General features: G+C 51.9%; 17 protein-coding genes, 6 tRNA genes and 3 rRNA genes. 3 read left to right on the top strand and 23 right to left on the bottom strand.

What is annotated here, in order from left to right:
- Nucleotides 1-33: 33 nt before the first annotated feature.
- From rpoB to ACSPHG_RS01175, 12 genes are all read right to left on the bottom strand, one after another.
- Entirely contained in the window at nt 34-4062 is a 4029-nt protein-coding gene (gene rpoB / locus ACSPHG_RS01230; RefSeq protein ID WP_435951642.1) for a DNA-directed RNA polymerase subunit beta, read from the bottom strand.
- A 324-nt stretch (nt 4063-4386) separates the two neighbouring features.
- Nucleotides 4387-4749 carry a 50S ribosomal protein L7/L12 gene (gene rplL / locus ACSPHG_RS01225; protein WP_435951641.1) on the bottom strand — a complete coding sequence of 121 codons (363 nt, stop codon included), beginning with the start codon at nt 4747-4749 and terminating at the stop codon, nt 4387-4389.
- A 66-nt stretch (nt 4750-4815) separates the two neighbouring features.
- The gene (gene rplJ, locus ACSPHG_RS01220; RefSeq protein ID WP_435951640.1) at nt 4816-5313 is read right to left on the bottom strand and encodes a 50S ribosomal protein L10; all 498 of its coding nucleotides are present in this window, start codon (nt 5311-5313) and stop codon (nt 4816-4818) included.
- Between the two features lie 294 nt (nt 5314-5607).
- Nucleotides 5608-6312, bottom strand: coding sequence for a 50S ribosomal protein L1 (rplA, locus tag ACSPHG_RS01215; RefSeq protein WP_202308010.1), 705 nt, complete (start codon nt 6310-6312; stop codon nt 5608-5610).
- 3 nt (nt 6313-6315) lie between these two features.
- On the bottom strand, nt 6316-6744 hold the full coding sequence (gene rplK, locus ACSPHG_RS01210) for a 50S ribosomal protein L11 (RefSeq protein ID WP_121268269.1): 429 nt from the start codon (nt 6742-6744) through the stop codon (nt 6316-6318).
- Nucleotides 6745-6899: 155 nt separating this feature from the next.
- Entirely contained in the window at nt 6900-7445 is a 546-nt protein-coding gene (gene nusG / locus ACSPHG_RS01205) for a transcription termination/antitermination protein NusG (RefSeq protein WP_002438628.1), read from the bottom strand.
- Between the two features lies 1 nt (nt 7446).
- Nucleotides 7447-7830: a preprotein translocase subunit SecE gene (gene secE, locus ACSPHG_RS01200; RefSeq protein ID WP_202308012.1), complete on the bottom strand. Its 384-nt coding sequence runs from the start codon at nt 7828-7830 to the stop codon at nt 7447-7449.
- Between the two features lie 235 nt (nt 7831-8065).
- Complete coding sequence (gene tuf / locus ACSPHG_RS01195) at nt 8066-9250, bottom strand: elongation factor Tu (RefSeq protein WP_435951639.1); 1185 nt, start codon at nt 9248-9250, stop codon at nt 8066-8068.
- Between the two features lie 110 nt (nt 9251-9360).
- Nucleotides 9361-9436 (bottom strand) — tRNA-Thr (locus ACSPHG_RS01190).
- A 5-nt stretch (nt 9437-9441) separates the two neighbouring features.
- Nucleotides 9442-9516 (bottom strand) — tRNA-Gly (locus ACSPHG_RS01185).
- A gap of 119 nt (nt 9517-9635) precedes the next feature.
- A tRNA-Tyr gene (locus tag ACSPHG_RS01180) sits at nt 9636-9720 on the bottom strand.
- Between the two features lie 10 nt (nt 9721-9730).
- Nucleotides 9731-9806 (bottom strand) — tRNA-Thr (locus tag ACSPHG_RS01175).
- A gap of 333 nt (nt 9807-10139) precedes the next feature.
- Here ACSPHG_RS01175 and ACSPHG_RS01170 point away from each other — a divergent pair.
- Together ACSPHG_RS01170 and coaA are read left to right on the top strand one after the other, a co-directional pair.
- Nucleotides 10140-10688 carry a GNAT family N-acetyltransferase gene (locus ACSPHG_RS01170; protein WP_435955919.1) on the top strand — a complete coding sequence of 183 codons (549 nt, stop codon included), beginning with the start codon at nt 10140-10142 and terminating at the stop codon, nt 10686-10688.
- Nucleotides 10689-10892: 204 nt separating this feature from the next.
- Complete coding sequence (coaA, locus tag ACSPHG_RS01165) at nt 10893-11843, top strand: type I pantothenate kinase (RefSeq protein WP_435951638.1); 951 nt, start codon at nt 10893-10895, stop codon at nt 11841-11843.
- 31 nt (nt 11844-11874) lie between these two features.
- On the opposite strand, the gene birA is transcribed toward coaA, so the two are convergent.
- From birA to pepQ, 11 genes are all read right to left on the bottom strand, one after another.
- Entirely contained in the window at nt 11875-12837 is a 963-nt protein-coding gene (birA, locus tag ACSPHG_RS01160) for a bifunctional biotin--[acetyl-CoA-carboxylase] ligase/biotin operon repressor BirA (protein ID WP_435951637.1), read from the bottom strand.
- Nucleotides 12834-13862 carry a UDP-N-acetylmuramate dehydrogenase gene (gene murB / locus ACSPHG_RS01155; protein ID WP_435951636.1) on the bottom strand — a complete coding sequence of 343 codons (1029 nt, stop codon included), beginning with the start codon at nt 13860-13862 and terminating at the stop codon, nt 12834-12836. Before murB ends, birA begins: the two co-directional genes overlap by 4 nt.
- Nucleotides 13863-13997: 135 nt before the next feature.
- Nucleotides 13998-14113 (bottom strand): 5S ribosomal RNA (gene rrf / locus ACSPHG_RS01150).
- Between the two features lie 109 nt (nt 14114-14222).
- Nucleotides 14223-17130, bottom strand: a 23S ribosomal RNA gene (locus tag ACSPHG_RS01145).
- A 206-nt stretch (nt 17131-17336) separates the two neighbouring features.
- Nucleotides 17337-17412 (bottom strand) — tRNA-Ala (locus ACSPHG_RS01140).
- A gap of 118 nt (nt 17413-17530) precedes the next feature.
- A tRNA-Ile gene (locus ACSPHG_RS01135) sits at nt 17531-17607 on the bottom strand.
- Nucleotides 17608-17675: 68 nt separating this feature from the next.
- Nucleotides 17676-19217: ribosomal RNA gene (locus ACSPHG_RS01130) — 16S ribosomal RNA — on the bottom strand.
- The 16S, 23S and 5S rRNA genes sit together here with 2 tRNA genes alongside, the layout of an rRNA operon.
- A 400-nt stretch (nt 19218-19617) precedes the next feature.
- Nucleotides 19618-20151, bottom strand: a complete 534-nt coding sequence (gene hemG, locus ACSPHG_RS01125; protein WP_435951635.1) for a menaquinone-dependent protoporphyrinogen IX dehydrogenase — start codon at nt 20149-20151, stop codon at nt 19618-19620.
- Between the two features lie 12 nt (nt 20152-20163).
- A complete protein-coding gene (gene trkH, locus ACSPHG_RS01120) occupies nt 20164-21615 on the bottom strand; it encodes a Trk system potassium transporter TrkH (protein WP_435951634.1) in 1452 nt (483 codons plus the stop codon).
- A 42-nt stretch (nt 21616-21657) separates the two neighbouring features.
- Nucleotides 21658-22272 carry an IMPACT family protein gene (locus tag ACSPHG_RS01115; RefSeq protein ID WP_435951633.1) on the bottom strand — a complete coding sequence of 205 codons (615 nt, stop codon included), beginning with the start codon at nt 22270-22272 and terminating at the stop codon, nt 21658-21660.
- Complete coding sequence (gene pepQ / locus ACSPHG_RS01110; protein WP_435951632.1) at nt 22272-23603, bottom strand: Xaa-Pro dipeptidase; 1332 nt, start codon at nt 23601-23603, stop codon at nt 22272-22274. Before pepQ ends, ACSPHG_RS01115 begins: the two co-directional genes overlap by 1 nt.
- A gap of 190 nt (nt 23604-23793) precedes the next feature.
- Between pepQ and fadB the strand changes: the two genes are divergently transcribed.
- Nucleotides 23794-25983: a fatty acid oxidation complex subunit alpha FadB gene (gene fadB / locus ACSPHG_RS01105; RefSeq protein WP_435951631.1), complete on the top strand. Its 2190-nt coding sequence runs from the start codon at nt 23794-23796 to the stop codon at nt 25981-25983.
- Nucleotide 25984: the final 1 nt, after the last annotated feature.

Raw genomic sequence — 25984 nt, 5'->3', positions numbered from 1 at the left:
TTAGCCGGGCACCCTGGACCTTTTGAGCAACGATTACTCGTCTTCCAGCTCGATGTTGATACCCAGCGAACGGATCTCTTTCAACAGTACGTTGAAGGATTCCGGCATGCCTGGTTCCATCTGGTGATTACCATCCACGATGTTTTTATACATCTTGGTACGGCCATTCACGTCATCAGACTTAACAGTCAGCATTTCCTGCAGAGTATAGGCAGCGCCGTATGCTTCCAGCGCCCACACTTCCATCTCACCGAAGCGCTGACCACCGAACTGAGCTTTACCACCCAGCGGCTGCTGAGTAACAAGGCTGTAAGAACCGGTAGAACGCGCGTGCATTTTGTCATCGACCAGATGGTTCAGTTTCAGCATGTACATGTAACCTACGGTTACCTGACGCTCAAACTGTTCACCGGTACGGCCGTCGAACAGGGTGATCTGACCAGAAGATGGCAGACCGCCGAGTTCCAGCAGCTCTTTGATCTCGGACTCTTTTGCACCGTCGAATACCGGAGTAGCAATCGGCATACCTTTTTTCAGGTTTTCAGCCAGGCGCAGAACTTCTTCGTCGGTGAAGGTATTCAGATCAACCTTCTGACGAACGTCTGTACCCAAGTCATACGCTTTCTGGATGAATTCGCGCAGTTTGGCGACTTCCTGCTGCTGTTTCAGCATGGCGTTGATCTTCTCGCCGATACCTTTCGCAGCCATACCCAGGTGGGTTTCCAGAATCTGACCGATGTTCATACGAGATGGTACGCCCAGCGGGTTCAGTACGATGTCTACCGGCGTGCCGTTTTCATCGTAAGGCATATCTTCGATCGGGTTGATCTTGGAGATAACACCTTTGTTCCCGTGACGACCTGCCATTTTGTCACCCGGTTGAATCTGACGTTTAACGGCCAGGTACACTTTGACGATTTTCAGCACGCCAGGTGCCAGGTCATCGCCTTGGGTGATTTTGCGGCGCTTAGCTTCGAGTTTCTTCTCAAACTCGTGCTTCAGCTCGTCGTACTGCTCTGCCAGCTGCTCGAGCTGGTTTTGCTTCTCTTCGTCAGTCAGACCCAGTTCCAGCCAACGGTCACGAGGCAGTTTGTCGAGCTTCTCAGCTTCAACGCCGCCAGCAACCAGTACCGCATGGATACGAGCGAACAGACCAGCTTCAAAGATCTGCAGTTCTTCAGTCAGGTCTTTCTTCGCCTGCTTCAGCTGCATCTCTTCGATTTCCAGCGCGCGCTTGTCTTTTTCCACGCCATCGCGGGTGAAGACCTGCACATCGATAACGGTACCGGAAACGCCGTTTGGTACGCGCAGAGAAGAGTCTTTAACGTCAGACGCTTTCTCACCGAAGATTGCACGCAGCAGCTTCTCTTCTGGCGTCAGCTGGGTTTCACCTTTCGGCGTTACCTTACCAACCAGAATGTCGCCACCTGTCACTTCAGCACCGATATAAACGATACCGGATTCATCCAGTTTGGAGAGAGCGGCTTCACCCACGTTCGGGATGTCGGCGGTGATCTCTTCTGGCCCCAGCTTGGTGTCACGAGACACACATGCCAGCTCCTGGATGTGAATAGTAGTGAAACGATCTTCCTGAACAACACGCTCGGATACGAGGATGGAGTCTTCGAAGTTGTAACCGTTCCACGGCATGAACGCTACGCGCATGTTCTGGCCAAGAGCCAGTTCACCGAGGTCAGTAGACGGACCGTCTGCCAACACGTCGCCACGTTCAATAGGTTCGCCCAAGGACACACATGGCATCTGGTTGATGCAGGTGTTCTGGTTCGAACGGGTGTACTTAGTCAGGTTATAGATGTCGATACCTGCTTCGCCTGCATGCATCTCGTCTTCGTTAACTTTGATAACGATACGGGAAGCATCCACGTACTGAACGGTACCGCCACGTTTGGCTACGGCAGTAACACCGGAGTCAACGGCTACAGCACGTTCCATACCGGTACCAACCAGCGGCTTATCAGCACGCAGAGTTGGAACGGCCTGACGTTGCATGTTCGCACCCATCAATGCACGGTTGGCGTCATCGTGTTCCAGGAACGGGATCAGGGATGCACCGACGGAAACCACCTGCTGGGTGGAAACGTCCATGTAGTCAACCTGGTCGTTGCTGAACAAGCTCGATTCGCCTTTGCTACGGCAGGTAACGAGGTCGTCTACGAAACGGCCTTCTTCGTCCAGGTTGGTGTTCGCCTGGGCGATAACGTAGTTACCTTCTTCGATAGCAGACAGATAATGAATCTCGTCTGTTACCACACCGTCAACCACACGACGATACGGGGTTTCTAAGAAGCCGTATTCGTTAGTCTGAGCATAAACAGACAGGGAGTTGATCAGACCGATGTTCGGGCCTTCAGGCGTTTCGATAGGACATACACGACCGTAGTGAGTTGGGTGTACGTCACGTACTTCGAAGCCTGCGCGCTCACGGGTCAAACCACCCGGGCCGAGTGCGGAGATACGACGCTTGTGCGTAATCTCAGACAGCGGGTTGTTCTGGTCCATGAACTGAGACAGCTGGCTGGAACCGAAGAACTCTTTAACTGCGGCAGAGATTGGCTTGGCGTTAATCATGTCCTGAGGCATAAGGGTGTCCAGATCGCCCAGAGACAGACGTTCTTTAACCGCACGCTCAACACGTACCAGACCGACACGGAACTGGTTTTCAGCCATTTCGCCGACGGAACGGATACGACGGTTGCCGAGGTGGTCGATATCATCCACTTCGCCCTGGCCGTTACGAATACCGATAAGCTTACGCATTACCTGAATGATGTCGTCTTTGCTCAGAATGCCTGAACCTTCGATTTCATCACGCAGCAGAGAACGGTTGAACTTCATACGACCAACCGCAGACAGGTCATAGCGGTCTTCGGAGAAGAACAGGTTCTCAAACAGGCTTTCAGCCGCTTCACGAGTTGGTGGCTCGCCAGGACGCATCATGCGGTAGATCTCAACCAGCGCGCTCAGGCGATCGTTGGTTGGGTCGACGCGGATGGTCTCGGACATGTACGGGCCATGGTCCAGATCGTTAGTGAACAGCGTTTCGATGCGCTTATGACCGGACTGGCTCAGTTTGGCCAGCAGGTCCAAAGACAGTTCCATGTTCGCCGGGCAAATCAGTTCGCCGGTAGAAGCATCAACGTAGTCTTTAGCCGCAACTTTGCCAGCAATGTATTCAACCGGAACTTCGATAAGCTTGATATCGTCTTTTTCCAGCTGGCGAATGTGGCGCGCGGTGATGCGGCGGCCTTTTTCGACATACACTTTGCCGTCAGCTTCGATGTCAAAGGAAGCGGTCTCGCCACGCAGGCGTTCCGGCACCAGTTCCATCTGCAGCTTGTTGTCACGGATTTCGAAATTAACTTTCTCAAAGAACAGATCGAGAATCTGCTCAGTGGTGTAGTTCAACGCACGCAGAATAATGGTCGCTGGCAGTTTGCGGCGACGGTCAATACGTACGAACAGGTTGTCTTTCGGGTCGAATTCGAAATCCAGCCAGGAACCACGGTAAGGGATGATACGTGCGTTATACAGCACCTTCCCTGAAGAGTGGGTTTTACCCTTGTCACTGTCGAAGAACACGCCTGGGCTACGGTGCAACTGAGAAACGATGACACGCTCAGTTCCGTTGATCACAAACGTACCGTTGTCAGTCATGAGTGGAATTTCACCCATGTAGACTTCTTGTTCTTTAATGTCTTTTACGGTGCCTTCCGGCGCTTCACGCTCGTAGATCACCAGACGCAGTTTTACGCGCAGCGGAGCAGAATACGTCACGCCACGGATCTGACACTCTTTGACATCGAAAACTGGTTCGCCAAGACGATAGCTGACGTACTGCAGTTCCGAATTGCCGCTGTAGCTCTGGATTGGGAACACGGAACGGAAAGCTGCTTCCAGACCGTACTGCCCTTCAGGATCTTGCTCGATAAACTTCTGGAACGAGTCAAGCTGGATAGAAAGGAGATAAGGAATGTCCAGAACTTGCGGACGTTTTCCAAAATCCTTACGAATACGTTTTTTCTCGGTATAGGAGTAAACCATAGGGTTCCTCAGCTCGCTGACAAGTCGACCCATCTGCCCGACGGAGGGACAGTTTGTGCAACACTATTTTGTGGACCGGAAAGTGGAACACTTCCCGCAATACCTGTTTCTATCACTCTTAAACCATTTCGCTACGCTTTACCCCGGAACTCCCGGTGTAGAAAGTCGCAGTATATTAAGTCGTCGATAGAGACAAACATTGAATGGAAACCAGCAGTCAAACAGTGTGAAACGCTACTGGTACCCTACAGCGCAAAAAGGCTGGTGACTAAAAAGTCACCAGCCATCAGCCTAATTTCTCAGGCTGCAACCGGAAGGGTTGGCTTATTTAACTTCAACTTCAGCGCCAGCTTCTTCCAGAGCTTTTTTCAGAGCTTCTGCGTCATCTTTGCTGATGCCTTCTTTGATAGCACCGGTAGCTTCTACCAGGTCTTTAGCTTCTTTCAAGCCCAGACCGGTTGCGCCACGAACTGCTTTGATAACGGCAACTTTGTTAGCGCCAGCAGCTTTCAGAATAACGTCGAATTCAGTTTTCTCTTCAGCAGCTTCAGCTGGGCCTGCAGCAACAGCTACAGCAGCAGCAGCGGAAACACCGAATTTTTCTTCCATTGCAGAAATCAGTTCAACAACGTCCATTACAGACATAGCGGATACTGCTTCAATGATTTGATCTTTAGTGATAGACATAACAATTGTTCCTGAAAATCAGAATAAGTTTATACGTAAGCAAATGCGTTAGAAAACAAAGCGCTATTAAGCAGCTTCTTTCTGATCGCGTACAGCAGCCAGAGTGCGAACCAGTTTGCCTGCAGAGGCTTCTTTCATGGTTGCCATCAGGCGTGCGATTGCTTCATCGTAAGTTGGCAGAGTTGCCAGGCGATCGATCTGAGCCGCCTGGATCAGCTCACCTTCAAAGGCTGCAGCTTTAACCTCGAATTTTGCATTCGCTTTCGCGAAATCTTTGAACAGACGAGCAGCAGCGCCCGGGTGTTCCATAGAATATGCAATCAAGGTTGGACCAACAAACGTGTCTTTCAGGCACTCGAACTGAGTACCTTCAACGACGCGGCGCAGCAGGGTGTTACGAACAACACGCATGTAAACGCCAGCTTCACGACCTGCTTTACGCAGTTCAGTCATTTTATCTACGGTAACGCCACGGGAATCCGCAACAACCGCAGACAGCGCGCCTTTGGCTACTTCGCTGACTTCAGCAACAATCGCTTGTTTGTCTTGAAGATTTAAAGCCATTAGCTTTGCTCCTGGATATTAGCCGGGGTTACCCCCGGAACTCACTTCACTCATTATCAAAACGATAATGAACGTCGACATACGGTGAGCAGAAACAAGCCAAAGACTATCAAAAATATTCTTCAGGTTCTGTCACCGTCTACGCAGGAAATTAAGTCTCTTGCGAAACACCTGCGGTCTTGGACGGAGGCCTGGATAAGGCCAGGCTCCAACCGAAAATTCTGTATGCCTTGCAAGCAAGGCAACGGGCGTAAGATTTTAGACTAATCGAATGCCCGCGTAAAGCAGCGATTATTAATTCGCCACCGCGTTCAGACCAGACTGGTCGATCGCAACACCTGCACCCATGGTGGTGGACAGGCTAACTTTCTTGATGAAAACGCCTTTAGCCTGAGAAGGTTTCGCTTTTTTCAACGCAACCAGCAGGGATTCCAGGTTTTCTTTCAGTTTGTCAGCGTCAAAGTCCACTTTACCGATGGTAGTGTGAATGATGCCGTTTTTGTCGTTACGGTAACGAACCTGACCAGCTTTAGCGTTCTTAACCGCTTCAGCAACGTTAGGGGTTACAGTACCAACTTTCGGGTTAGGCATCAGGCCACGTGGACCCAGAACCTGGCCCAGTTGGCCAACAACGCGCATTGCATCTGGAGATGCGATAACAACGTCGAAGTTCATTTCGCCTTTTTTGATCTGGTCAGCCAGATCTTCCATACCTACCAGCTCTGCGCCAGCAGCTTTAGCTGCTTCAGCGTTAGGGCCCTGAGCAAATACGGCTACGCGAACTGAACGGCCAGTACCGTGTGGCAGTACAGTTGCACCGCGAACGTTCTGGTCAGATTTACGAGCGTCGATGCCGAGGTTAACAGCAACGTCAACGCTTTCTACGAATTTAGCAGTGGCCAGCTCTTTGAGCAAAGCAACGGCTTCGTTGATGTCGTACTGTTTAGTCGCATCAACTTTGTCACGGATCACGCGCATGCGCTTGGTCAGTTTAGCCATTTCTTAATCCTCCACTACCAGGCCCATGGAACGAGCAGTACCTTCGATAGAGCGAGTCATCGCTTCAACGTCAGAACCAGTCATGTCCGCAGCTTTGGTTTCTGCGATTTCACGCACCTGAGCACGGGTCACTTTACCCACTTTGTCTTTGTTCGGCTTACCGGAACCAGACTTGATGCCAGCAGCTTTCTTGAGCAGAACTGCAGCCGGTGGGGTCTTAGTAACGAAAGTGAAAGAACGGTCAGCGTAAACGGTAATAACAACCGGAATTGGCAGACCTTTTTCGATGGAATCAGTTTTTGCGTTGAACGCTTTACAGAATTCCATGATGTTAACACCCTGCTGACCCAGAGCTGGACCAACTGGTGGACTTGGGTTCGCCATACCAGCTGCAACTTGCAGCTTGACGTAGGCTTGGACTTTCTTAGCCATCTAAATTTCCTCTAGTGGGTTATAGCGCCTCAATGAGGCTCCCCGTGAATAAATTGTCTTCAGGTATACAAGACACATAAAAACAAAAGGCGCGAAATTGTATTCCAATCTCGCGCCCTGTGCAACGAATAATCGCTGCTTTTACAACCTGGCTATCAGGCTTTTTCGACCTGAGCAAAATCCAGTTCGACCGGTGTAGCACGACCGAAGATAGATACAGAAACCTTCAAGCGGCTCTTTTCGTAATCTACTTCTTCTACTACGCCGTTAAAGTCAGCAAACGGACCATCGCTAACACGAACCATTTCACCCGGTTCGAATAGCGTTTTAGGACGCGGCTTATCACCAACCTGCTGCAGGCGGTTCATAATCGCATCAACTTCTTTATCGCTAATTGGAGCCGGACGGTCAGACGTGCCGCCAATGAAACCCATAACGCGCGGAACGCTACGCACAAGGTGCCAGCTCGCATCGTTCATAACCATTTGGACCAGCACATAGCCCGGGAAGAATTTGCGTTCGCTTTTGCGACGCTGGCCACCACGGATTTCGACCACTTCTTCGGTCGGCACCATGACTTCGCCAAATAACTCTTCCATGTTGTGCAATTTGATATGCTCACGCAGCGAAGTGGCTACGCGGCCTTCAAAACCGGAAAACGCCTGAACGACGTACCAGCGCTTTTTAGGGGCTTCAGACATCTTAGAACCTCAGGCCAGTAATAAAAGAAACCAGACGGACCAAAATACCATCCAGCCCCCACAGAATCAGTGACATTACAGCAGTAACTGCTGCCACGATTAAGGTGGTGTGCAATGTTTCCTGGCGAGTAGGCCAAATCACTTTACGTACTTCGGTTCTCGCTTCACGGGCGAAAGCAACTGTCGCTTTGCCTTTCGTCGTCAACAGCGCGACACCACCCGCTGCAGCAATCATAATAACCACTGCCAGGGCACGCAAAGGCAAGGTCACATCACGATAAATGTAGTTACCCACGATCGCCAGAATCAGCAGAACGGCGACAACCAGCCATTTCATCGTTTCCAGGCCGCGCCCGCTTCCGTGAGCTTCGGTATTCGCACTCATAAACCAACCTGTCACAATAAATCAGACAAACATTTTTGCCCCGCAGATGCGAGGCAAAACCAAACCGAATTGCTCTTTTCAGGCGCTATTCGGTATAAACGCCATCTTCAGAGCCTGTCTCAGCAATGATTATGAGTAAAAAATCACTGATGAGCCAGGTTCTGTATCGAGAGCGTACAAAAAGGGCATCAAATGATGCCCTTTCCTTGCGCATTGCGTCAAATGTTATCAGCGATTAGCTAAGAACTTTAGCAACGACGCCAGCACCAACGGTACGGCCGCCTTCACGGATTGCGAAACGCAGACCGTCGTCCATTGCGATTGGGTGGATCAGGGTAACAACCATTTTGATGTTGTCGCCCGGCATTACCATCTCAACGCCTTCTGGCAGTTCGATGGTACCAGTCACGTCAGTTGTACGGAAGTAGAACTGTGGACGGTAGCCTTTGAAGAACGGAGTATGACGGCCGCCTTCGTCTTTGGACAGGATATAAACTTCAGATTCGAACTTGGTGTGTGGCTTGATAGAGCCTGGCTTAGCCAGTACCTGACCACGTTCGATTTCTTCACGTTTGATACCACGCAGCAGAACACCAACGTTCTCACCAGCACGGCCTTCGTCCAGCAGTTTGCGGAACATTTCAACGCCGGTACAGGTAGATTTCGCAGTATCTTTGATACCAACGATTTCAACTTCTTCACCAACTTTAACGATACCGCGCTCTACACGACCGGTAACAACAGTACCACGGCCGGAGATGGAGAATACGTCTTCGATTGGCAGCAGGAACGGCTTGTCGATAGCACGCTCTGGTTCTGGGATGTAAGAGTCCAGGTAGCCAGCCAGTTCGATGATTTTCGCTTCCCACTCAGCTTCGCCTTCCAGCGCTTTCAGAGCAGAACCGCGAACGATTGGAGTGTCGTCGCCCGGGAAATCATACTGAGACAGAAGTTCACGAACTTCCATTTCTACCAGTTCCAGCAGCTCTTCGTCATCAACCATGTCACATTTGTTCAGGAACACGATGATGTAAGGAACGCCTACCTGACGACCCAGCAGGATGTGCTCACGGGTCTGTGGCATAGGGCCATCAGTCGCAGCAACAACCAGAATAGCGCCGTCCATCTGAGCAGCACCGGTGATCATGTTTTTAACGTAGTCGGCGTGCCCTGGGCAGTCAACGTGCGCGTAGTGACGAGTCGGGGTGTCATATTCAACGTGGGAAGTGTTGATGGTGATACCACGAGCCTTTTCTTCTGGCGCGTTATCGATCTGGTCGAATGCGCGAGCAGCACCGCCGTAGGTTTTAGCCAGAACGGTAGTGATTGCAGCGGTCAGCGTTGTTTTACCATGGTCAACGTGGCCGATAGTACCGACGTTAACGTGCGGTTTTGTACGTTCAAACTTTTCTTTAGACATCGATTGTCCCTCTAAGACACGGATAAATCGGTGGTATCACCACATCAACCAGGCAAATGCCTGAATTTGCTGAATTCATAACAGAAGAAGAACAGGGAGGAGAATAGAAGTGGTGCTGATAGGCAGATTCGAACTGCCGACCTCACCCTTACCAAGGGTGCGCTCTACCAACTGAGCTATATCAGCACATCTGGAGCGGGCAGTGGGAATCGAACCCACATCATCAGCTTGGAAGGCTGAGGTAATAGCCATTATACGATGCCCGCATCCTGGAACTCGGCTACCTGCTTTAATTCTGTATTGAATATGAGAGGAAACCTCTCAGTATTCGAGCCGACTCGCCTGGAGCTAATCGTCTCGGGCTTCGCGAAGCGTCGCCTTAAAATGGTGGTGGGGGAAGGATTCGAACCTTCGAAGTCGATGACGGCAGATTTACAGTCTGCTCCCTTTGGCCGCTCGGGAACCCCACCAGGCACTTGATGGTGCCGACTACCGGAATCGAACTGGTGACCTACTGATTACAAGTCAGTTGCTCTACCTACTGAGCTAAGTCGGCATCAAGTAGCGCGCATTCTAGGAAGACAGACGCCGCTATGCAACAAAAAAATCGTATAAAATGCATTACCGCTCACATTTTGCGCGACATATCGAATAATTGACGAATAAAGCACCGTAAGGGTCAGGTTTTTCGCCGCGAAGAAGTATCTACGTAATAGCCAACTCAGCGATATTCGGCTACAGCGCACTCTCAAAGAGCATCCAATATCATTTCTTGCTCCAGTTTTGGGCAATCTAACGCCAATGTAGACCTTCTTCTCTGTAGCACGGGCATATGCAGCATGGATCGCTTATTGCAAAGCTCATATAAACACTTGGAGGAGAGTAGATGATGAAAATTGTTCCGTTAAATGCTGCCACACTACCAATCTACTATCGGGAACTCGCGACGTTACTTCTCGATTCGGTTGCTGGCGGAGCTTCTGTTGGCTACCAGCACTCTCTCTCCCGCGAAGAAGCAGAGAGCACTTTTTATCGATTGAGGGGATCGATAGACAATGGCGAGCTCAAGATGTGGATTGCACGAGATGAACATGGGCTTATGGGGATGGTACGCCTTGAACTGTGTGATGAACCAGATGGTTTGAATCGTGCAACCATTAAATCTCTTCTGGTTCATAGCAGAATGCGTAGAAAGGGTATTGGCAGGCAGCTAATTTCGACACTAGAGCAGGCAGCTCATACTCATCATCGCGGATTACTTTTTCTGGATATCCAGGCAGGCACGCCCGCAGAAGCATTTTACCGCGCACAGGGTTACCGCTGCCTGGGGGAGCTACCCGATTATGTGCGCAGCCAGGATGGCTTTTATCATCCTGCTGTTATCTACTACAAACGTTTATTCGCAGTAAACCAACACGAGCATGCAATCGCGAGTTAACCCATTCTAAAAACGTGATGGTGCTTCCCAAGCGCATCACGTTGTTGTTTTTTTCTTATTATTCTCCTCCATCTGGTGTTACCCTCCTGCCCATTGTTGAAACGTAAAATACGTTGCGCGCCTTTGATTATCTGAGATTGGTTGCATTTCCTCAGTCCGCGTTTAACGTTCATTTTGTCCTGAATTACAGGCAGAAACATGCTTATGAGTAATAAAGAGCAAATGTTGACGACCCCTTATCTGCAGTTCAACCGAAACCAATGGGCAGCCTTACGAGACTCAGTGCCGATGACGCTGACCGAAGGAGAAGTAGCGCGGTTGAAAGGCATCAATGAAGATCTTTCCCTCGATGAGGTAGCAGAAATTTATCTGCCGCTTTCGCGTTTGTTGAATTTCTATATCAGTTCAAATTTACGCCGCCAGGCCGTGCTTGAGCAATTTCTCGGCACTAATGGGCAGCGTATCCCGTACATAATTAGTATCGCGGGCAGCGTTGCAGTGGGTAAAAGTACGACCGCGCGCGTACTGCAAGCATTGCTAAGTCGCTGGCCAGAACATCGCCAGGTTGAACTGATCACTACCGATGGTTTTCTTCATCCAAACAAGGTGCTTAAAGAACGCAACTTGATGAAGAAGAAAGGTTTTCCGCAGTCTTATGATATGCATCGCTTGGTAAAGTTTGTGTCCGATCTGAAGTCAGGAGCCACTAACGTAACCGCGCCGGTATATTCTCATCTTATTTATGACGTTATTCCCGATGGCGATAAAACCGTTGCCCAACCGGATATTCTCATTCTCGAAGGTTTGAATGTATTACAAAGTGGGATGGATTATCCGCACGATCCGCACCACGTATTTGTATCCGATTTTGTCGACTTCTCTATCTATGTCGATGCTCCAGAAGAATTACTGCAGGACTGGTATATAACTCGTTTCCTGAAGTTCCGTGAAGGCGCGTTTACCGATCCTGACTCTTATTTCCATAGTTATGCGAAACTATCGGAAGATGAAGCGGTAAATATCGCCATGCAGCTCTGGAAGGAGATCAACTGGATGAATCTAAAAGAGAATATTCTGCCAACTCGCGAACGCGCCAGTCTTATCATGACAAAAAGCGCAAACCATGCTGTAGAAAGCGTACGGTTACGTAAATAGTAAAAAGGGGGGATAATATCCCCCTCTTAATTTAATTTACACCACGAAGCGATATTTCCCCACCAACCCAGGGTTTAATAACGCCATCCTGTTCTAATAGTAAAGCGCCCTGCTCGTTAATACCTCTGGCAATACCAAATATTTCTCTATCGCCAATAATTAACTTCACCTGCCGATTAGCATAATTATCAAGTGATTCCCAGCGGGTGAGGAATGGCACAAGGCTTTCTTGTTCAAATAAGCTCAAGGCTGTACGTAATTCGCGGATAAGAGTGATCGCCAGCGCATTTCGGTCGATATTAATGCCCGCCTCCTGAAGGTTGATCCACCCCTGGTTAATGACATCTGTCGCAACGTTACGCATCGCCAGATTTATCCCTGCGCCAATAACTATCTGTGCAGCGTCCCCCGTCTTGCCGGTGAGTTCAACTAATATGCCCGCAAGCTTACGGTCATTGAGATAAAGATCGTTGGGCCATTTTACCCTGACGTCTTTAGCGCCAAGTTCGCGAAGCACTTCGGCCATGACAATGCCAATAACCAGGCTTAGGCCGACAGCTGCTGCGGGGCCCTGCTCAAGGCGCCAGTACATGGAGAGATAGAGATTTGCCCCAAATGGGGAAAACCACTGCCTTCCTCGCCGCCCACGTCCGGCCTGCTGATATTCAGCAATGCAGGCATCTCCTGGCTGGAGGCTATCCAGTCGCTCAAGCAAATATTGGTTAGTAGAGTCGATGACGGGCAATACGGCGACCGTACCGTTTTCAATCTGCGACTTGATAAATGCCTCATCCAGAAGCTGAATTGGGTCAGGTAAGCTATAGCCTTTTCCCGGAACGGTGAATACATCCACTCCCCAGTCGCGCAGCGTTTGGATATGCTTGTTTATTGCCGCACGGCTCATCCCGAGCTTTTCCCCGAGTTGTTCACCCGAGTGGAATTGACCATCTGCCAGAATGCTTATTAGTGTCAGAGGTATTTTATTATCTTTCACGCGATGGTCTCCACTGCACTGACTTCACCTTGCTGGCCGATAAAACGTACCTCAGGCTCCAGCCATACGTTGAATTTCTCACCGACACGCTGGCGAACATGGTGCGCCAGTTTCACGACATCCTGACTGGTAGCCTGCGCATCATTTATCAAAACCAATGCCTGCTGCCGATGAACCGCAGCCCCTCCAATCTTGAAGCCTTTTAGCTCGCACTGATCGATCAGCCAGCCTGCAGCTAGTTTTGTGGTTCCATCAGCTTGTGGATAATGGGGTGCGTTAGGAAAATTGGATAACAGTTCCGCAGCTTGCTCACCAATAATGACCGGGTTTTTAAAGAAGCTTCCGGCATTGCCATTAACGCGGGGATCGGGAAGCTTCGTCATACGCATAAGGCATACGGCATCAAACACCTGAAGTGGAGTTACGGTGGCCGGATCCAGGCGAGTTAAATCACCATAGGTCAGTACCGGTTGCCATATTTTTGGCAGTCGTAAGCCGACGGCAGTTATCGCGTAGCCATCCTGATACTGATGTTTGAAAATGCTGTCACGATAACCAAATAAGCACTCGGGGCTGCTAAGTCGATGCTGCTCGCCGCTGCGTAGATCAACGCAGTCCACGTAATCGCAGACCTTCTTTAGCTCAACTCCATAAGCGCCGATATTTTGAATAGGTGACGAACCAACACAACCCGGGATCAGCGCCAGGTTTTCCAGCCCTGGCATCGAATGCTGCAGGGTATATTCGACAAGATGATGCCAATTTTCGCCAGCACCAACGTGTAAGTACCAGGCGTCGTCCTTTTCAATGACCTCTATACCGATAATGCGGTTAATGATTACTGTGCCGGCAAAATCATCAAGAAAGAGAACGTTACTGCCCTCGCCCAGGATAAGCGCTGGCTGTTGGGCAAGCGCTGCTTCACTCCACGCTTGTTGGAGCTGTTGCACAGTTTGTGCAATGACAATTTGAGAAGCGTTGGACTGAATACCAAAGGTATTGAAGGGCTTAAGAGAGGTGCTCATGTCGATATCTTTCCTGAGTTTGAACCCAGCTAGTTTACCTTATCTGACAGAGCTTGGCTTGTATGGCGGAAATGTTGTAAACCGCAGACGGCAAAAAGCCCTGCACGTCAGTGCAGGGCTTTTCACTTGTTTGAAGCCTGGCAGTTCCCTACTCTCGCATGGGGAGACCCCACACTACCATCGGCGCTACGGCGTTTCACTTCTGAGTTCGGCATGGGGTCAGGTGGGACCACCGCGCTAGTGCCGCCAGGCATATTCTGTTTATCAACCGTTACGTTATTCACGTAACCATTGATTCAATCTCGGAATTCCGCTGAAAATTAAATTGTCTGTCTCTCACCAAAACACCTTCGGTGTTGTAAGGTTAAGCCTCACGGATCATTAGTACTGGTTAGCTCAACGTATCGCTACGCTTACACACCCAGCCTATCAACGTCGTAGTCTTCAACGTTCCTTCAGGACTCTCAAGGAGTCAGGGAGAATTCATCTCGGGGCAAGTTTCGCGCTTAGATGCTTTCAGCGCTTATCTCTTCCGCATTTAGCTACCGGGCAATGCCATTGGCATGACAACCCGAACACCAGTGATGCGTCCACTCCGGTCCTCTCGTACTAGGAGCAGCCCCCCTCAATTCTCCAGCGCCCACGGCAGATAGGGACCGAACTGTCTCACGACGTTCTAAACCCAGCTCGCGTACCACTTTAAATGGCGAACAGCCATACCCTTGGGACCTACTTCAGCCCCAGGATGTGATGAGCCGACATCGAGGTGCCAAACACCGCCGTCGATATGAACTCTTGGGCGGTATCAGCCTGTTATCCCCGGAGTACCTTTTATCCGTTGAGCGATGGCCCTTCCATTCAGAACCACCGGATCACTAAGACCTGCTTTCGCACCTGCTCGAGCCGTCACTCTCGCAGTCAAGCTAGCTTATGCCTTTGCACTAACCTCACGATGTCCGACCGTGATTAGCTAACCTTCGTGCTCCTCCGTTACGCTTTAGGAGGAGACCGCCCCAGTCAAACTACCCACCAGACACTGTCCGCAACCCGGATCACGGGTCTACGTTAGAACACCAGCCATTAAAGGGTGGTATTTCAAGGTTGGCTCCACGCAGACTGGCGTCCACGCTTCAAAGCCTCCCACCTATCCTACACATCAAGGACCAGTGTTCAGTGTCAAGCTATAGTAAAGGTTCACGGGGTCTTTCCGTCTTGCCGCGGGTACACTGCATCTTCACAGCGAGTTCAATTTCACTGAGTCTCGGGTGGAGACAGCCTGGCCATCATTACGCCATTCGTGCAGGTCGGAACTTACCCGACAAGGAATTTCGCTACCTTAGGACCGTTATAGTTACGGCCGCCGTTTACCGGGGCTTCGATCAAGAGCTTCGCCTTGCGGCTGACCCCATCAATTAACCTTCCGGCACCGGGCAGGCGTCACACCGTATACGTCCACTTTCGTGTTTGCACAGTGCTGTGTTTTTAATAAACAGTTGCAGCCAGCTGGTATCTTCGACTGCCTTCAGCTCCACGAGTAAATCGCTTCACCTAACGACAGCGTGCCTTCTCCCGAAGTTACGGCACCATTTTGCCTAGTTCCTTCACCCGAGTTCTCTCAAGCGCCTTGGTATTCTCTACCTGACCACCTGTGTCGGTTTGGGGTACGATTTGATGTTACCTGATGCTTAGAGGCTTTTCCTGGAAGCAGGGCATTTGTTACTTCAGCACCGTAGTGCCTCGTCATTACACCTCAGCGTTTAATAAGAGTCCGGATTTACCTAAACTCTCCGCCTACATGCTTAAACCGGGACAACCGTCGCCCGGCTAACATAGCCTTCTCCGTCCCCCCTTCGCAGTAACACCGAGTACAGGAATATTAACCTGTTTCCCATCGACTACGCCTTTCGGCCTCGCCTTAGGGGTCGACTCACCCTGCCCCGATTAACGTTGGACAGGAACCCTTGGTCTTCCGGCGAGCGGGCTTTTCACCCGCTTTATCGTTACTTATGTCAGCATTCGCACTTCTGATACCTCCAGCAAACCTCACAGTTCACCTTCGACGGCTTACAGAACGCTCCCCTACCCAACAACACATAGTGTCGCTGCCGCAGCTTCGGTGCATGGTTTAGCCCCGTTACATCTTCCGCGCAGGCCGACTCGACCAGTGAGCTATTACGCTTTCTTTAAATGATGGCTGCTTCTAAGCCAACATCCTGGCTGTCTGTGCCTTCCCACATCGTTTCCCACTTAACCATGACTTTGGGACCTTAGCTGGCGGTCTGGGTTGTTTCCCTCTTCACGACGGACGTTAGCACCCGCCGTGTGTCTCCCGTGATAACATTCTTCGGTATTCGTAGTTTGCATCGGGTTGGTAAGCCGGGATGGCCCCCTAGCCGAAACAGTGCTCTACCCCCGAAGATGAATTCACGAGGCGCTACCTAAATAGCTTTCGGGGAGAACCAGCTATCTCCCGGTTTGATTGGCCTTTCACCCCCAGCCACAAGTCATCCGCTAATTTTTCAACATTAGTCGGTTCGGTCCTCCAGTTAGTGTTACCCAACCTTCAACCTGCCCATGGCTAGATCACCGGGTTTCGGGTCTATACCCTGCAACTTAACGCCCAGTTAAGACTCGGTTTCCCTGCGGCTCCCCTATACGGTTAACCTTGCTACAGAATATAAGTCGCTGACCCATTATACAAAAGGTACGCAGTCACCCCATAAATGAGGCTCCCACTGCTTGTACGTACACGGTTTCAGGTTCTGTTTCACTCCCCTCGCCGGGGTTCTTTTCGCCTTTCCCTCACGGTACTGGTTCACTATCGGTCAGTCAGGAGTATTTAGCCTTGGAGGATGGTCCCCCCATATTCAGACAGGATACCACGTGTCCCGCCCTACTCTTCGAACTCACAGAATGTGCATTTTAGTGTACGGGAGTATCACCCTGTACCCTGCGACTTTCCAGACGCTTCCACTAACACACAAACTGATTCAGGTTCTGGGCTGCTCCCCGTTCGCTCGCCGCTACTGGGGGAATCTCGGTTGATTTCTTTTCCTCGGGGTACTTAGATGTTTCAGTTCCCCCGGTTCGCTTCGTTAAGTTATGTATTGGCTTAACGATAGTGTGACGAATCACACTGGGTTTCCCCATTCGGAAATCGCCGGTTATAACGGTTCATATCACCTTACCGACGCTTATCGCAGATTAGCACGTCCTTCATCGCCTCTGACTGCCAGGGCATCCACCGTGTACGCTTAGTCGCTTAACCTCACAACCCGAAGGTGTCTCGTAAGACACAATCGACGTTGTGAAAATTTGAGAGACTCGAACATATCGTATTCCCATTCCTTATTACGGAGGAATGAGACGACATGTCGTTTCAATTTTCAGCTTGTTCCGGATTTTTAAAGAGCAAATACTTCGCAGTACACCGCTGTACGGTACACTCGGAAGTATTGTGTGAGCGTGAAATGATGGTGGAGCTAAGCGGGATCGAACCGCTGACCTCCTGCGTGCAAGGCAGGCGCTCTCCCAGCTGAGCTATAGCCCCATCGATTTCGTAAAACCTTTGATTTTTTTACCGATAATTCTTCACTGGTCAAGGCGCAGCTTCGAGACGCATACTTTGGTATGCGAGCCGGAGTTGCAACGCAGAACAGGGGAGAATTTGGTAGGCCTGAGTGGACTTGAACCACCGACCTCACCCTTATCAGGGGTGCGCTCTAACCACCTGAGCTACAAGCCTATAAGGTTTTACTGCTCGTTTTCTATCAGACAATCTGTGTGAGCACTACGCGGGTTGTATCTATTAGGTAAGGAGGTGATCCAACCGCAGGTTCCCCTACGGTTACCTTGTTACGACTTCACCCCAGTCATGAATCACAAAGTGGTAAGCGCCCTCCCGAAGGTTAAGCTACCTACTTCTTTTGCAACCCACTCCCATGGTGTGACGGGCGGTGTGTACAAGGCCCGGGAACGTATTCACCGTGGCATTCTGATCCACGATTACTAGCGATTCCGACTTCACGGAGTCGAGTTGCAGACTCCGATCCGGACTACGACGCACTTTATGAGGTCCGCTTGCTCTCGCGAGGTCGCTTCTCTTTGTATGCGCCATTGTAGCACGTGTGTAGCCCTACTCGTAAGGGCCATGATGACTTGACGTCATCCCCACCTTCCTCCAGTTTATCACTGGCAGTCTCCTTTGAGTTCCCGGCCGAACCGCTGGCAACAAAGGATAAGGGTTGCGCTCGTTGCGGGACTTAACCCAACATTTCACAACACGAGCTGACGACAGCCATGCAGCACCTGTCTCACAGTTCCCGAAGGCACTAAGGTATCTCTACCGAATTCTGTGGATGTCAAGAGTAGGTAAGGTTCTTCGCGTTGCATCGAATTAAACCACATGCTCCACCGCTTGTGCGGGCCCCCGTCAATTCATTTGAGTTTTAACCTTGCGGCCGTACTCCCCAGGCGGTCGACTTAACGCGTTAGCTCCGGAAGCCACTCCTCAAGGGAACAACCTCCAAGTCGACATCGTTTACGGCGTGGACTACCAGGGTATCTAATCCTGTTTGCTCCCCACGCTTTCGCACCTGAGCGTCAGTCTTTGTCCAGGGGGCCGCCTTCGCCACCGGTATTCCTCCAGATCTCTACGCATTTCACCGCTACACCTGGAATTCTACCCCCCTCTACAAGACTCAAGCTTGCCAGTTTCAAATGCAGTTCCCAGGTTGAGCCCGGGGATTTCACATCTGACTTAACAAACCGCCTGCGTGCGCTTTACGCCCAGTAATTCCGATTAACGCTTGCACCCTCCGTATTACCGCGGCTGCTGGCACGGAGTTAGCCGGTGCTTCTTCTGCGAGTAACGTCAATCACTGCGGTTATTAACCACAATGCCTTCCTCCTCGCTGAAAGTACTTTACAACCCGAAGGCCTTCTTCATACACGCGGCATGGCTGCATCAGGCTTGCGCCCATTGTGCAATATTCCCCACTGCTGCCTCCCGTAGGAGTCTGGACCGTGTCTCAGTTCCAGTGTGGCTGGTCATCCTCTCAGACCAGCTAGGGATCGTCGCCTAGGTGAGCCATTACCCCACCTACTAGCTAATCCCATCTGGGCACATCTGATGGCAAGAGGCCCGAAGGTCCCCCTCTTTGGTCTTGCGACGTTATGCGGTATTAGCTACCGTTTCCAGTAGTTATCCCCCTCCATCAGGCAGTTTCCCAGACATTACTCACCCGTCCGCCGCTCGCCGGCAAAGTAGCAAGCTACTTTCCGCTGCCGCTCGACTTGCATGTGTTAGGCCTGCCGCCAGCGTTCAATCTGAGCCATGATCAAACTCTTCAATTAAAAGCTTGATTTGCTTCAACTCGTGAAGCGAGTGCTCAAAAATTAACTTTCGTAATAATTCAACTAAATGAATTACTGCTTGGTCACTCTTCAAGACTTGATATTTTTTTGTACCCGAAGGTACTGAGATATCAATCCTGCGAGTGCCCACACAGATTGTCTGATAAATTGTTAAAGAGCAGTGCCACATTCTTCAGTGGCGCGGGCTGTGCATATTACGCTTTCCCGCTACGTAGTCAAGCATTTATTTCTCGCTTCACTCCGACTGACGGGCCGGTTTGTAAGCCGTTGTGCCGTGTCAGTGGAGGCGCAGTATAGGGATTTTTCGGAGGCTGACAAGGGTTTATTGCAAAATAATTACTGACCGCATTATTTTTCAACAAACCGTCTATTTTGGAAACTATTTGGCGGATAACTGAACGATTTCATGGGCAAAGCGCGAGACCTGCTGCCAATCGGTATAAACAACTTCTTTGCTGGTATCCGTTTCGCCGCCGGTCATTTTCATAATTAATCGAATCATCACGCGGTCCAGCCAGCCATAACGCGGGTAGCGAAGCGCCCCGGCGAATACCGCGCTGTGATTTGGCTCCCACGGGGAGTTCAGAAGGAACTTGCGCGTATATGAGTTCGTTTGTGGGGAACGCTTCTCGGGCTTACGCGCCACGAGGTTCACGGAGAAGAATGCGCTCGGGATAGCATTCAACGCCTGCTGATGCTTTTTCACGAACGCATCAACCGACGCATGGAAGTGGCCATAACGAATAGAGGCACCAATTACCACGCGGTCATAGTTGCTCCAGTCAATGTCACCGTTGCGATGCAGGTTGACCACATCGCTTTCCACGCCCAGCTCTTTAAGCTCGGATGCTATATAAGAAGCGATTTCACGAGTTTGACCATCGCGGGTCGAAAACAGAATTAAAGTTTTCACTACAGGCTCCGGTTATTCGCGCCAGAAGGTTGGCGTGAACAGTACTAATAAGGTGAACACTTCCAGACGACCAAACAGCATATTGCCGATCAGGATCCATTTTGCCACCGGGTTCATGCTGGCAAAGTTATCCGCCACCACGCCAAGTCCTGGCCCCAGGTTATTCAACGTTGCCGCCACTGAAGCAAAGGCAGAGAAGTCATCCACGCCCGTGGCGATTATTGCCAGCATACTGACGATAAACACCAGCGCATAAGCGGAGAAGAATCCCCACACCGCTTCGAGAATACGTTCCGGCAGCGCGCGGTTTCCCAGCTTGATGCTGTATACCGCATTCGGGTGTACCAGACGTTTAAGCTCGCGGTTACCCTGCTTGAACAGCAGGAGAATACGAATGACCTTCAGGCCACCGCCGGTTGACCCGGCACAGCCGCCGATAAACGCCGAGCAAAGCAGCAGCACCGGCAGGAAAAGCGGCCATCGGGCGATGCTATCCGTCGTGAAGCCCGCCGTTGTCGCCATTGAAACAACCTGGAAAAATGCCTGATTGAGCGTTTGCATCACCGACCCGTAGGTACTGTGCAACCACAGCACCAGCGTACAAATGATGACGAGCGTAAGCTGAACGCCGATGAACATACGGAATTCCGGGTCACGCCAGTACACCTTGAGGTTGCGCCCGCTCAGCAAAGAGAAGTGCAGACCGTAGTTACAGCCCGATATCAGCAGGAAAACGGCAATAATCGTGTTGATCGTCGGATTGCTGAAATACCCCACGCTGGCATCGTGGGTCGAGAATCCGCCGATAGATATAGTCGAGAAACTGTGCCCTATCGCATCGAATAGCGGCATCCCTGCAAACCAAAGCGCCGCGGCGCAGGCTACGGTTAGCAGGACATAGATAAGCCACAGCGTTTTCGCCGTATCCGCGATTCGCGGGCGCATCTTATTGTCTTTCAGCGGCCCCGGCATCTCGGCACGATAGAGCTGCATCCCGCCGACGCCCAAGATTGGCAAGATAGCCACGGCCAGGACGATTATCCCCATGCCGCCGAACCACTGCAGCATCTGCCGGTAAAACAGGATGGCATGCGGGAGCGTGTCCAGCCCCACAAGCGTAGTGGCACCGGTCGTGGTTAACCCCGAGAAGGATTCAAAGAAAGCATCGGTAACCGTCAGGTTTGGCCGTTCGGAGAAGATAAAGGGCAATGCCCCCACGCTTCCCAGTACGGTCCAGAACAGCACCACGATCAGGAAGCCTTCGCGCGGCTTAAGCTCGCTTTTTTCACGACGGTTTGGCCACCACAGGAATGAGCCAATCACCAGCGCGACAAAAAAAGTCTGTGTAAAGGCGCGGCCAGCACCATCGCGGTAAATTAAGGCAACCAGCCCGGGAATTATCATGGTCCCGGAGAACAGGATAACCAGCAGACCAACGATTCGGGTTATGGCACGAAAATGCATTTCAGCCGCTTCCTTAAATATCAAAAAATTACGAGGAGGGAATTATTCTTCAATCGGCAATAAATGCAATGAACCGCGACTCATATCCGCCAAACGCAGGGAAAGTTCACCCAGCCTGGTCTGCGGCAGCGCCACTCTTAAAAGCACCGCAGCCTGAAAGTCGCTTTGCACGATTAACCCATCATATTGTTTGAGTAGCGCCTCGATGCCCGAAAGCTGCGCGTAATCACACAGCAAAGTATATTCGGTTAACGGCACTTTGAGCACCGTAGGCAGCTGATTTAACGCAAGCTGGACGCCGCCGCCGTAGGCTTTCACCAGGCCGCCCGTCCCAAGTTTGACCCCGCCATAGTAGCGCACCACTACGGCGGTTATTTCACCAATGCCCCGCCCCATTAGCTGCGCGAGCATAGGTTTGCCAGCCGTCCCGGCAGGTTCGCCGTCATCAGAAAACCCGAGCTGTTGCGAATCGTCCGGCGCACCGGCCACCCACGCCCAGCAATGATGCCGGGCATCGGGGTGATCGGCCCGAACCTGTTCCACAAAAGCTTTCGCCGCGGTTATCCCATCAGTATGGGCTACCAGCGTGATAAAGCGGCTTTTCTTGATTTCCTCGCTGACGCATACGGATTCAGCAGGGATCGGCCAGCTTTCCATCACGCCAGTTTCAGATCGCGCGTCATGTTTTCGATGCTGCTTTCGTGGATAACCACGTTGTCTTCGATGCGGATCCCGCCGAACGGCTTCATCGCTTCGATGCGCTGCCAGTCGAAGTGCTTGCTGTACTGGCCTTCACGCCATGGCGCAAGCAGGGATTCGATGAAGTAGATACCCGGTTCGATGGTGAGAACCATACGCGGTTCAAGAACCCGCGTGCAGCGCAGATAGGGGAACTGCGACGGCGCGGCGAGGTGCGTACCGGTATCATCCTGCATAAAACCTGCAACATCATGTACCTGCAGGCCAAGCGGGTGCCCAATGCCGTGCGGCATAAACGGCCCGGTAATCCCGGCTTCAAGCATCGCTTCTTCGCTGATGTCATTGACCAGCTGATGGCGACGCAGCAGCTTTGCAATGCGCTGATGGAACTGGACGTGATATTCGGTGTAGCTCACGCCAGCTTTCATGGTGTCGATAAGCGCCAGCTGCTCGGCGTTAACGTCTTTAATCAGCTGCGCATAATCGTTGTCGCTGCTCGCCGACCAGGTACGAGTCAGGTCAGCCGCGTAGCCGTTGTACTCGGCACCGGCATCCAGCAGGAAGCTGCGCATTTCGGAAGGTGCCTGATGATCCAGCTTCGTGTAGTGCAGTACGGCGGCATGCTCGTTCAAAGCAACAATATTGCTATATGGCACATCGGTATCGCGATGCCCGGTCGCCGTCAGGTAAGCCTGATTGATATCGAACTCGCTCATCCCCGACAGGAAAGCCTCGTGAGCGGCACGGTGACCGGCAACGGCGGTTTTCTGGGCCTGACGCATACACGCAAGCTCGTAATCGGTTTTGTAGGCGCGATAGTAGTGCAGGTAATCAATGACGCCTTTCGGGTTGATGTTTGCACCCTGAATCTCAAGCTGCAAAGCACGCTCCGGAACCGGGCCGATATAACCGATGTTACCGCGCGCGGCGGGCAGCTGGCTGCCGATTCCGTCAGCTTTTGGCAGCGCGATAACGTCGATCTCTTCGGTCCAGAAGGACTCAGGCAGCGGCTCTACGTTATGCCAGTAATCGACCGGCAGATAGAACCACAGCTTGGGTTTAGTGACGCCATCCACCAGCAGCCAGCAGTTTGGAACCTGCGTTACCGGCACCCAGGCTTTGAATTGGGGATTAACTTTGAACGGATAAGGATGGTCATCCAGGAAAACGTTGACCAGTTCCCCGGAGTGAATCAGCAGTGCATCAAGATTAAAACGCTCCAGTACTTTGCGGGTGCGCTCCTGCAAGGTTGCCACATGATCTTTATAAAGCGAGGCCAGTGAATCCATAGTTTACCCTTCTGTTTAGAGGTCTGAACGCCACGCATCTTAGCACACGGCGAAGTTGCCCGACTTATTTCCAGGCGCTGTGATCATCTTTGCAAATATTTAATGAGTCATTTGCATTTCATTAACATCAATTCCACACTCCCTTCCATCTGGTACGACCAGATCCCATTGCTGGATTCAGGAGACTGACATGCTCTACCAAGGCGAAACCCTACATCTCAACTGGCTGGAAGACGGCATCGCCGAACTGGTGTTCGATGCGCCCGGTTCGGTCAACAAGCTCGACACCGCAACCGTCGCCAGCCTCGGCCACGCGCTGGATGTCCTGGAAAAGCAGCCCGATCTCAAAGGTCTGCTGCTCAGCTCAAACAAAGCGGCGTTTATCGTCGGGGCTGATATTACCGAATTTCTTTCGCTGTTCCTCGTGCCTGCGGAGCAGTTAACGAGCTGGCTACAGTTCGCCAACGGCGTCTTTAACCGCCTGGAAGATCTGCCGGTGCCAACCATCGCGGCGGTGAACGGCTACGCGCTGGGCGGCGGCTGCGAATGCGTGCTGGCGACCGACTATCGCCTGGCAACGCCGGATGCGCGCATTGGCCTACCGGAAACCAAGTTAGGCATTATGCCGGGCTTCGGCGGTTCCGTTCGCCTGCCACGTCTGCTCGGCGCGGACAGCGCGCTGGAAATCATCACCGCGGGCAAAGACGTTGGCGCGGCAGAAGCCCAAAAAATCGGCCTCGTCGATGGCGTGGTAAAAGCTGAGAAGCTGCGTGAAGGCGCGCTTGCGGTGCTGCGCCAGGCTATTAGCGGCGAACTGGACTGGAAAGCAAAACGCGCGCCTAAGCTTGAGCCGCTGAAGCTGAGCAAAATCGAAGCGACCATGAGCTTTACCATCGCCAAAAGCATGGTGATGCAGATTGCGGGCAAACACTACCCTGCCCCAATGACCGCGGTAAAAACCATTGAAGCCGCAGCCCGACTTGGCCGCGATGAAGCCCTGCAGCTCGAAACGCAAAGCTTTGTACCGCTTGCGCGCTCCAATGAAGCCCGCGCGCTGGTCGGGATTTTCCTCAACGACCAGTACGTAAAAAGCCAGGCGAAAAAGCTAACCAAAAATACCGAAACCCCGAAACAGGCTGCGGTACTCGGCGCCGGGATCATGGGTGGCGGCATTGCCTACCAGTCGGCCTGGAAAGGCGTACCGGTATTAATGAAGGATATTAACGAGAAGTCGCTGGCGCTGGGCATCACTGAGGCCAGCAAGCTGCTCAACAAACAGCTCGAACGCGGCAAAATCGACGGCATGAAGCTGGCGGGCGTGATCGCCACCATTCATCCAACGCTTGATTACGCGGGCTTCGAACGCGTCGACGTGGTGGTTGAAGCCGTCGTCGAAAACCCAAAAGTGAAGAAAGCCGTGCTGGCGGAAGTGGAAGATAAGGTCCGTGAAGATGCGGTACTGGCCTCCAACACGTCGACCATTCCTATCAGCGAACTGGCCAAAAGCCTCAAGCGCCCGGAAAACTTCTGCGGCATGCACTTCTTCAACCCGGTACACCGTATGCCGCTGGTAGAAGTCATTCGCGGTGAAAAAACCTCCGAGCAGACCGTCGCCAAAGTTGTCGCCTGGGCCAGCAAAATGGGTAAAACCCCCATTGTAGTAAATGACTGTCCAGGGTTCTTCGTCAACCGCGTGCTGTTCCCGTACTTTGCCGGCTTTAGCCAGCTGATGCGCGACGGCGCGGACTTCCGCCAGATCGACAAAGTGATGGAAAAGCAGTTCGGCTGGCCGATGGGCCCGGCTTATCTGCTCGACGTCGTGGGCATTGATACCGCGCACCACGCGCAGGCGGTCATGGCCGCCGGTTTCCCGCAGCGCATGCAGAAGGATTATCGCGACGCCGTTGACGCGATGTTCGACGCGGGCCGCTACGGCCAAAAAACCCAGCAGGGCTTCTACCGTTATAAAGAAGACAGCAAGGGCAAACCGCGTAAAGAGCAGGACGAAACCGTCGATGGCCTGCTTGCAGACGTCAGCAAGCCGCGCCACGCCTTCAGCGACGAAGAGATTATCGCCCGTATGATGATCCCGATGGTCAACGAAGTGGTGCGCTGCCTCGAAGAAGGCATTATCGCAAGTCCGGCGGAAGCCGACATGGCGCTGGTTTACGGCCTTGGGTTCCCTCCGTTCCACGGCGGAGCGTTCCGCTGGCTGGACACTATCGGCAGCGCGAAATATCTCGATATGGCTCAGCAATATGAACAGCTCGGCCCGCTCTACCAGGTACCCGCCGGTCTGCGCGACAGGGCTTCCCGTAACGAGCCGTACTATCCCCCGGTCGAGCCTGCGCGCCCGGCCAGTGAACTGAAAAGCGCCTGAG

Origin of the sequence: Dryocola baronae (assembly GCF_051297175.1) — a bacterium.
In the GTDB taxonomy this organism is placed as follows: Bacteria; Pseudomonadota; Gammaproteobacteria; order Enterobacterales; family Enterobacteriaceae; genus Dryocola.
This window is presented reverse-complemented; position numbering and strand designations above follow the sequence as displayed.

What these genes read in the sequence shown, in the direction of transcription:
- rpoB (WP_435951642.1), bottom strand. Translation starts at nt 4,062, where the DNA reads ATGGTTTACTCCTATACCGAGAAAAAACGTATTCGTAAGGATTTTGGA.
- rplL (WP_435951641.1), bottom strand. Translation starts at nt 4,749, where the DNA reads ATGTCTATCACTAAAGATCAAATCATTGAAGCAGTATCCGCTATGTCT.
- rplJ (WP_435951640.1), bottom strand. Translation starts at nt 5,313, where the DNA reads ATGGCTTTAAATCTTCAAGACAAACAAGCGATTGTTGCTGAAGTCAGC.
- rplA (WP_202308010.1), bottom strand. Translation starts at nt 6,312, where the DNA reads ATGGCTAAACTGACCAAGCGCATGCGCGTGATCCGTGACAAAGTTGAT.
- rplK (WP_121268269.1), bottom strand. Translation starts at nt 6,744, where the DNA reads ATGGCTAAGAAAGTCCAAGCCTACGTCAAGCTGCAAGTTGCAGCTGGT.
- nusG (WP_002438628.1), bottom strand. Translation starts at nt 7,445, where the DNA reads ATGTCTGAAGCCCCTAAAAAGCGCTGGTACGTCGTTCAGGCGTTTTCC.
- secE (WP_202308012.1), bottom strand. Translation starts at nt 7,830, where the DNA reads ATGAGTGCGAATACCGAAGCTCACGGAAGCGGGCGCGGCCTGGAAACG.
- tuf (WP_435951639.1), bottom strand. Translation starts at nt 9,250, where the DNA reads ATGTCTAAAGAAAAGTTTGAACGTACAAAACCGCACGTTAACGTCGGT.
- ACSPHG_RS01170 (WP_435955919.1), top strand. Translation starts at nt 10,140, where the DNA reads ATGAAAATTGTTCCGTTAAATGCTGCCACACTACCAATCTACTATCGG.
- coaA (WP_435951638.1), top strand. Translation starts at nt 10,893, where the DNA reads ATGAGTAATAAAGAGCAAATGTTGACGACCCCTTATCTGCAGTTCAAC.
- murB (WP_435951636.1), bottom strand. Translation starts at nt 13,862, where the DNA reads ATGAGCACCTCTCTTAAGCCCTTCAATACCTTTGGTATTCAGTCCAAC.
- trkH (WP_435951634.1), bottom strand. Translation starts at nt 21,615, where the DNA reads ATGCATTTTCGTGCCATAACCCGAATCGTTGGTCTGCTGGTTATCCTG.
- ACSPHG_RS01115 (WP_435951633.1), bottom strand. Translation starts at nt 22,272, where the DNA reads ATGGAAAGCTGGCCGATCCCTGCTGAATCCGTATGCGTCAGCGAGGAA.
- pepQ (WP_435951632.1), bottom strand. Translation starts at nt 23,603, where the DNA reads ATGGATTCACTGGCCTCGCTTTATAAAGATCATGTGGCAACCTTGCAG.
- fadB (WP_435951631.1), top strand. Translation starts at nt 23,794, where the DNA reads ATGCTCTACCAAGGCGAAACCCTACATCTCAACTGGCTGGAAGACGGC.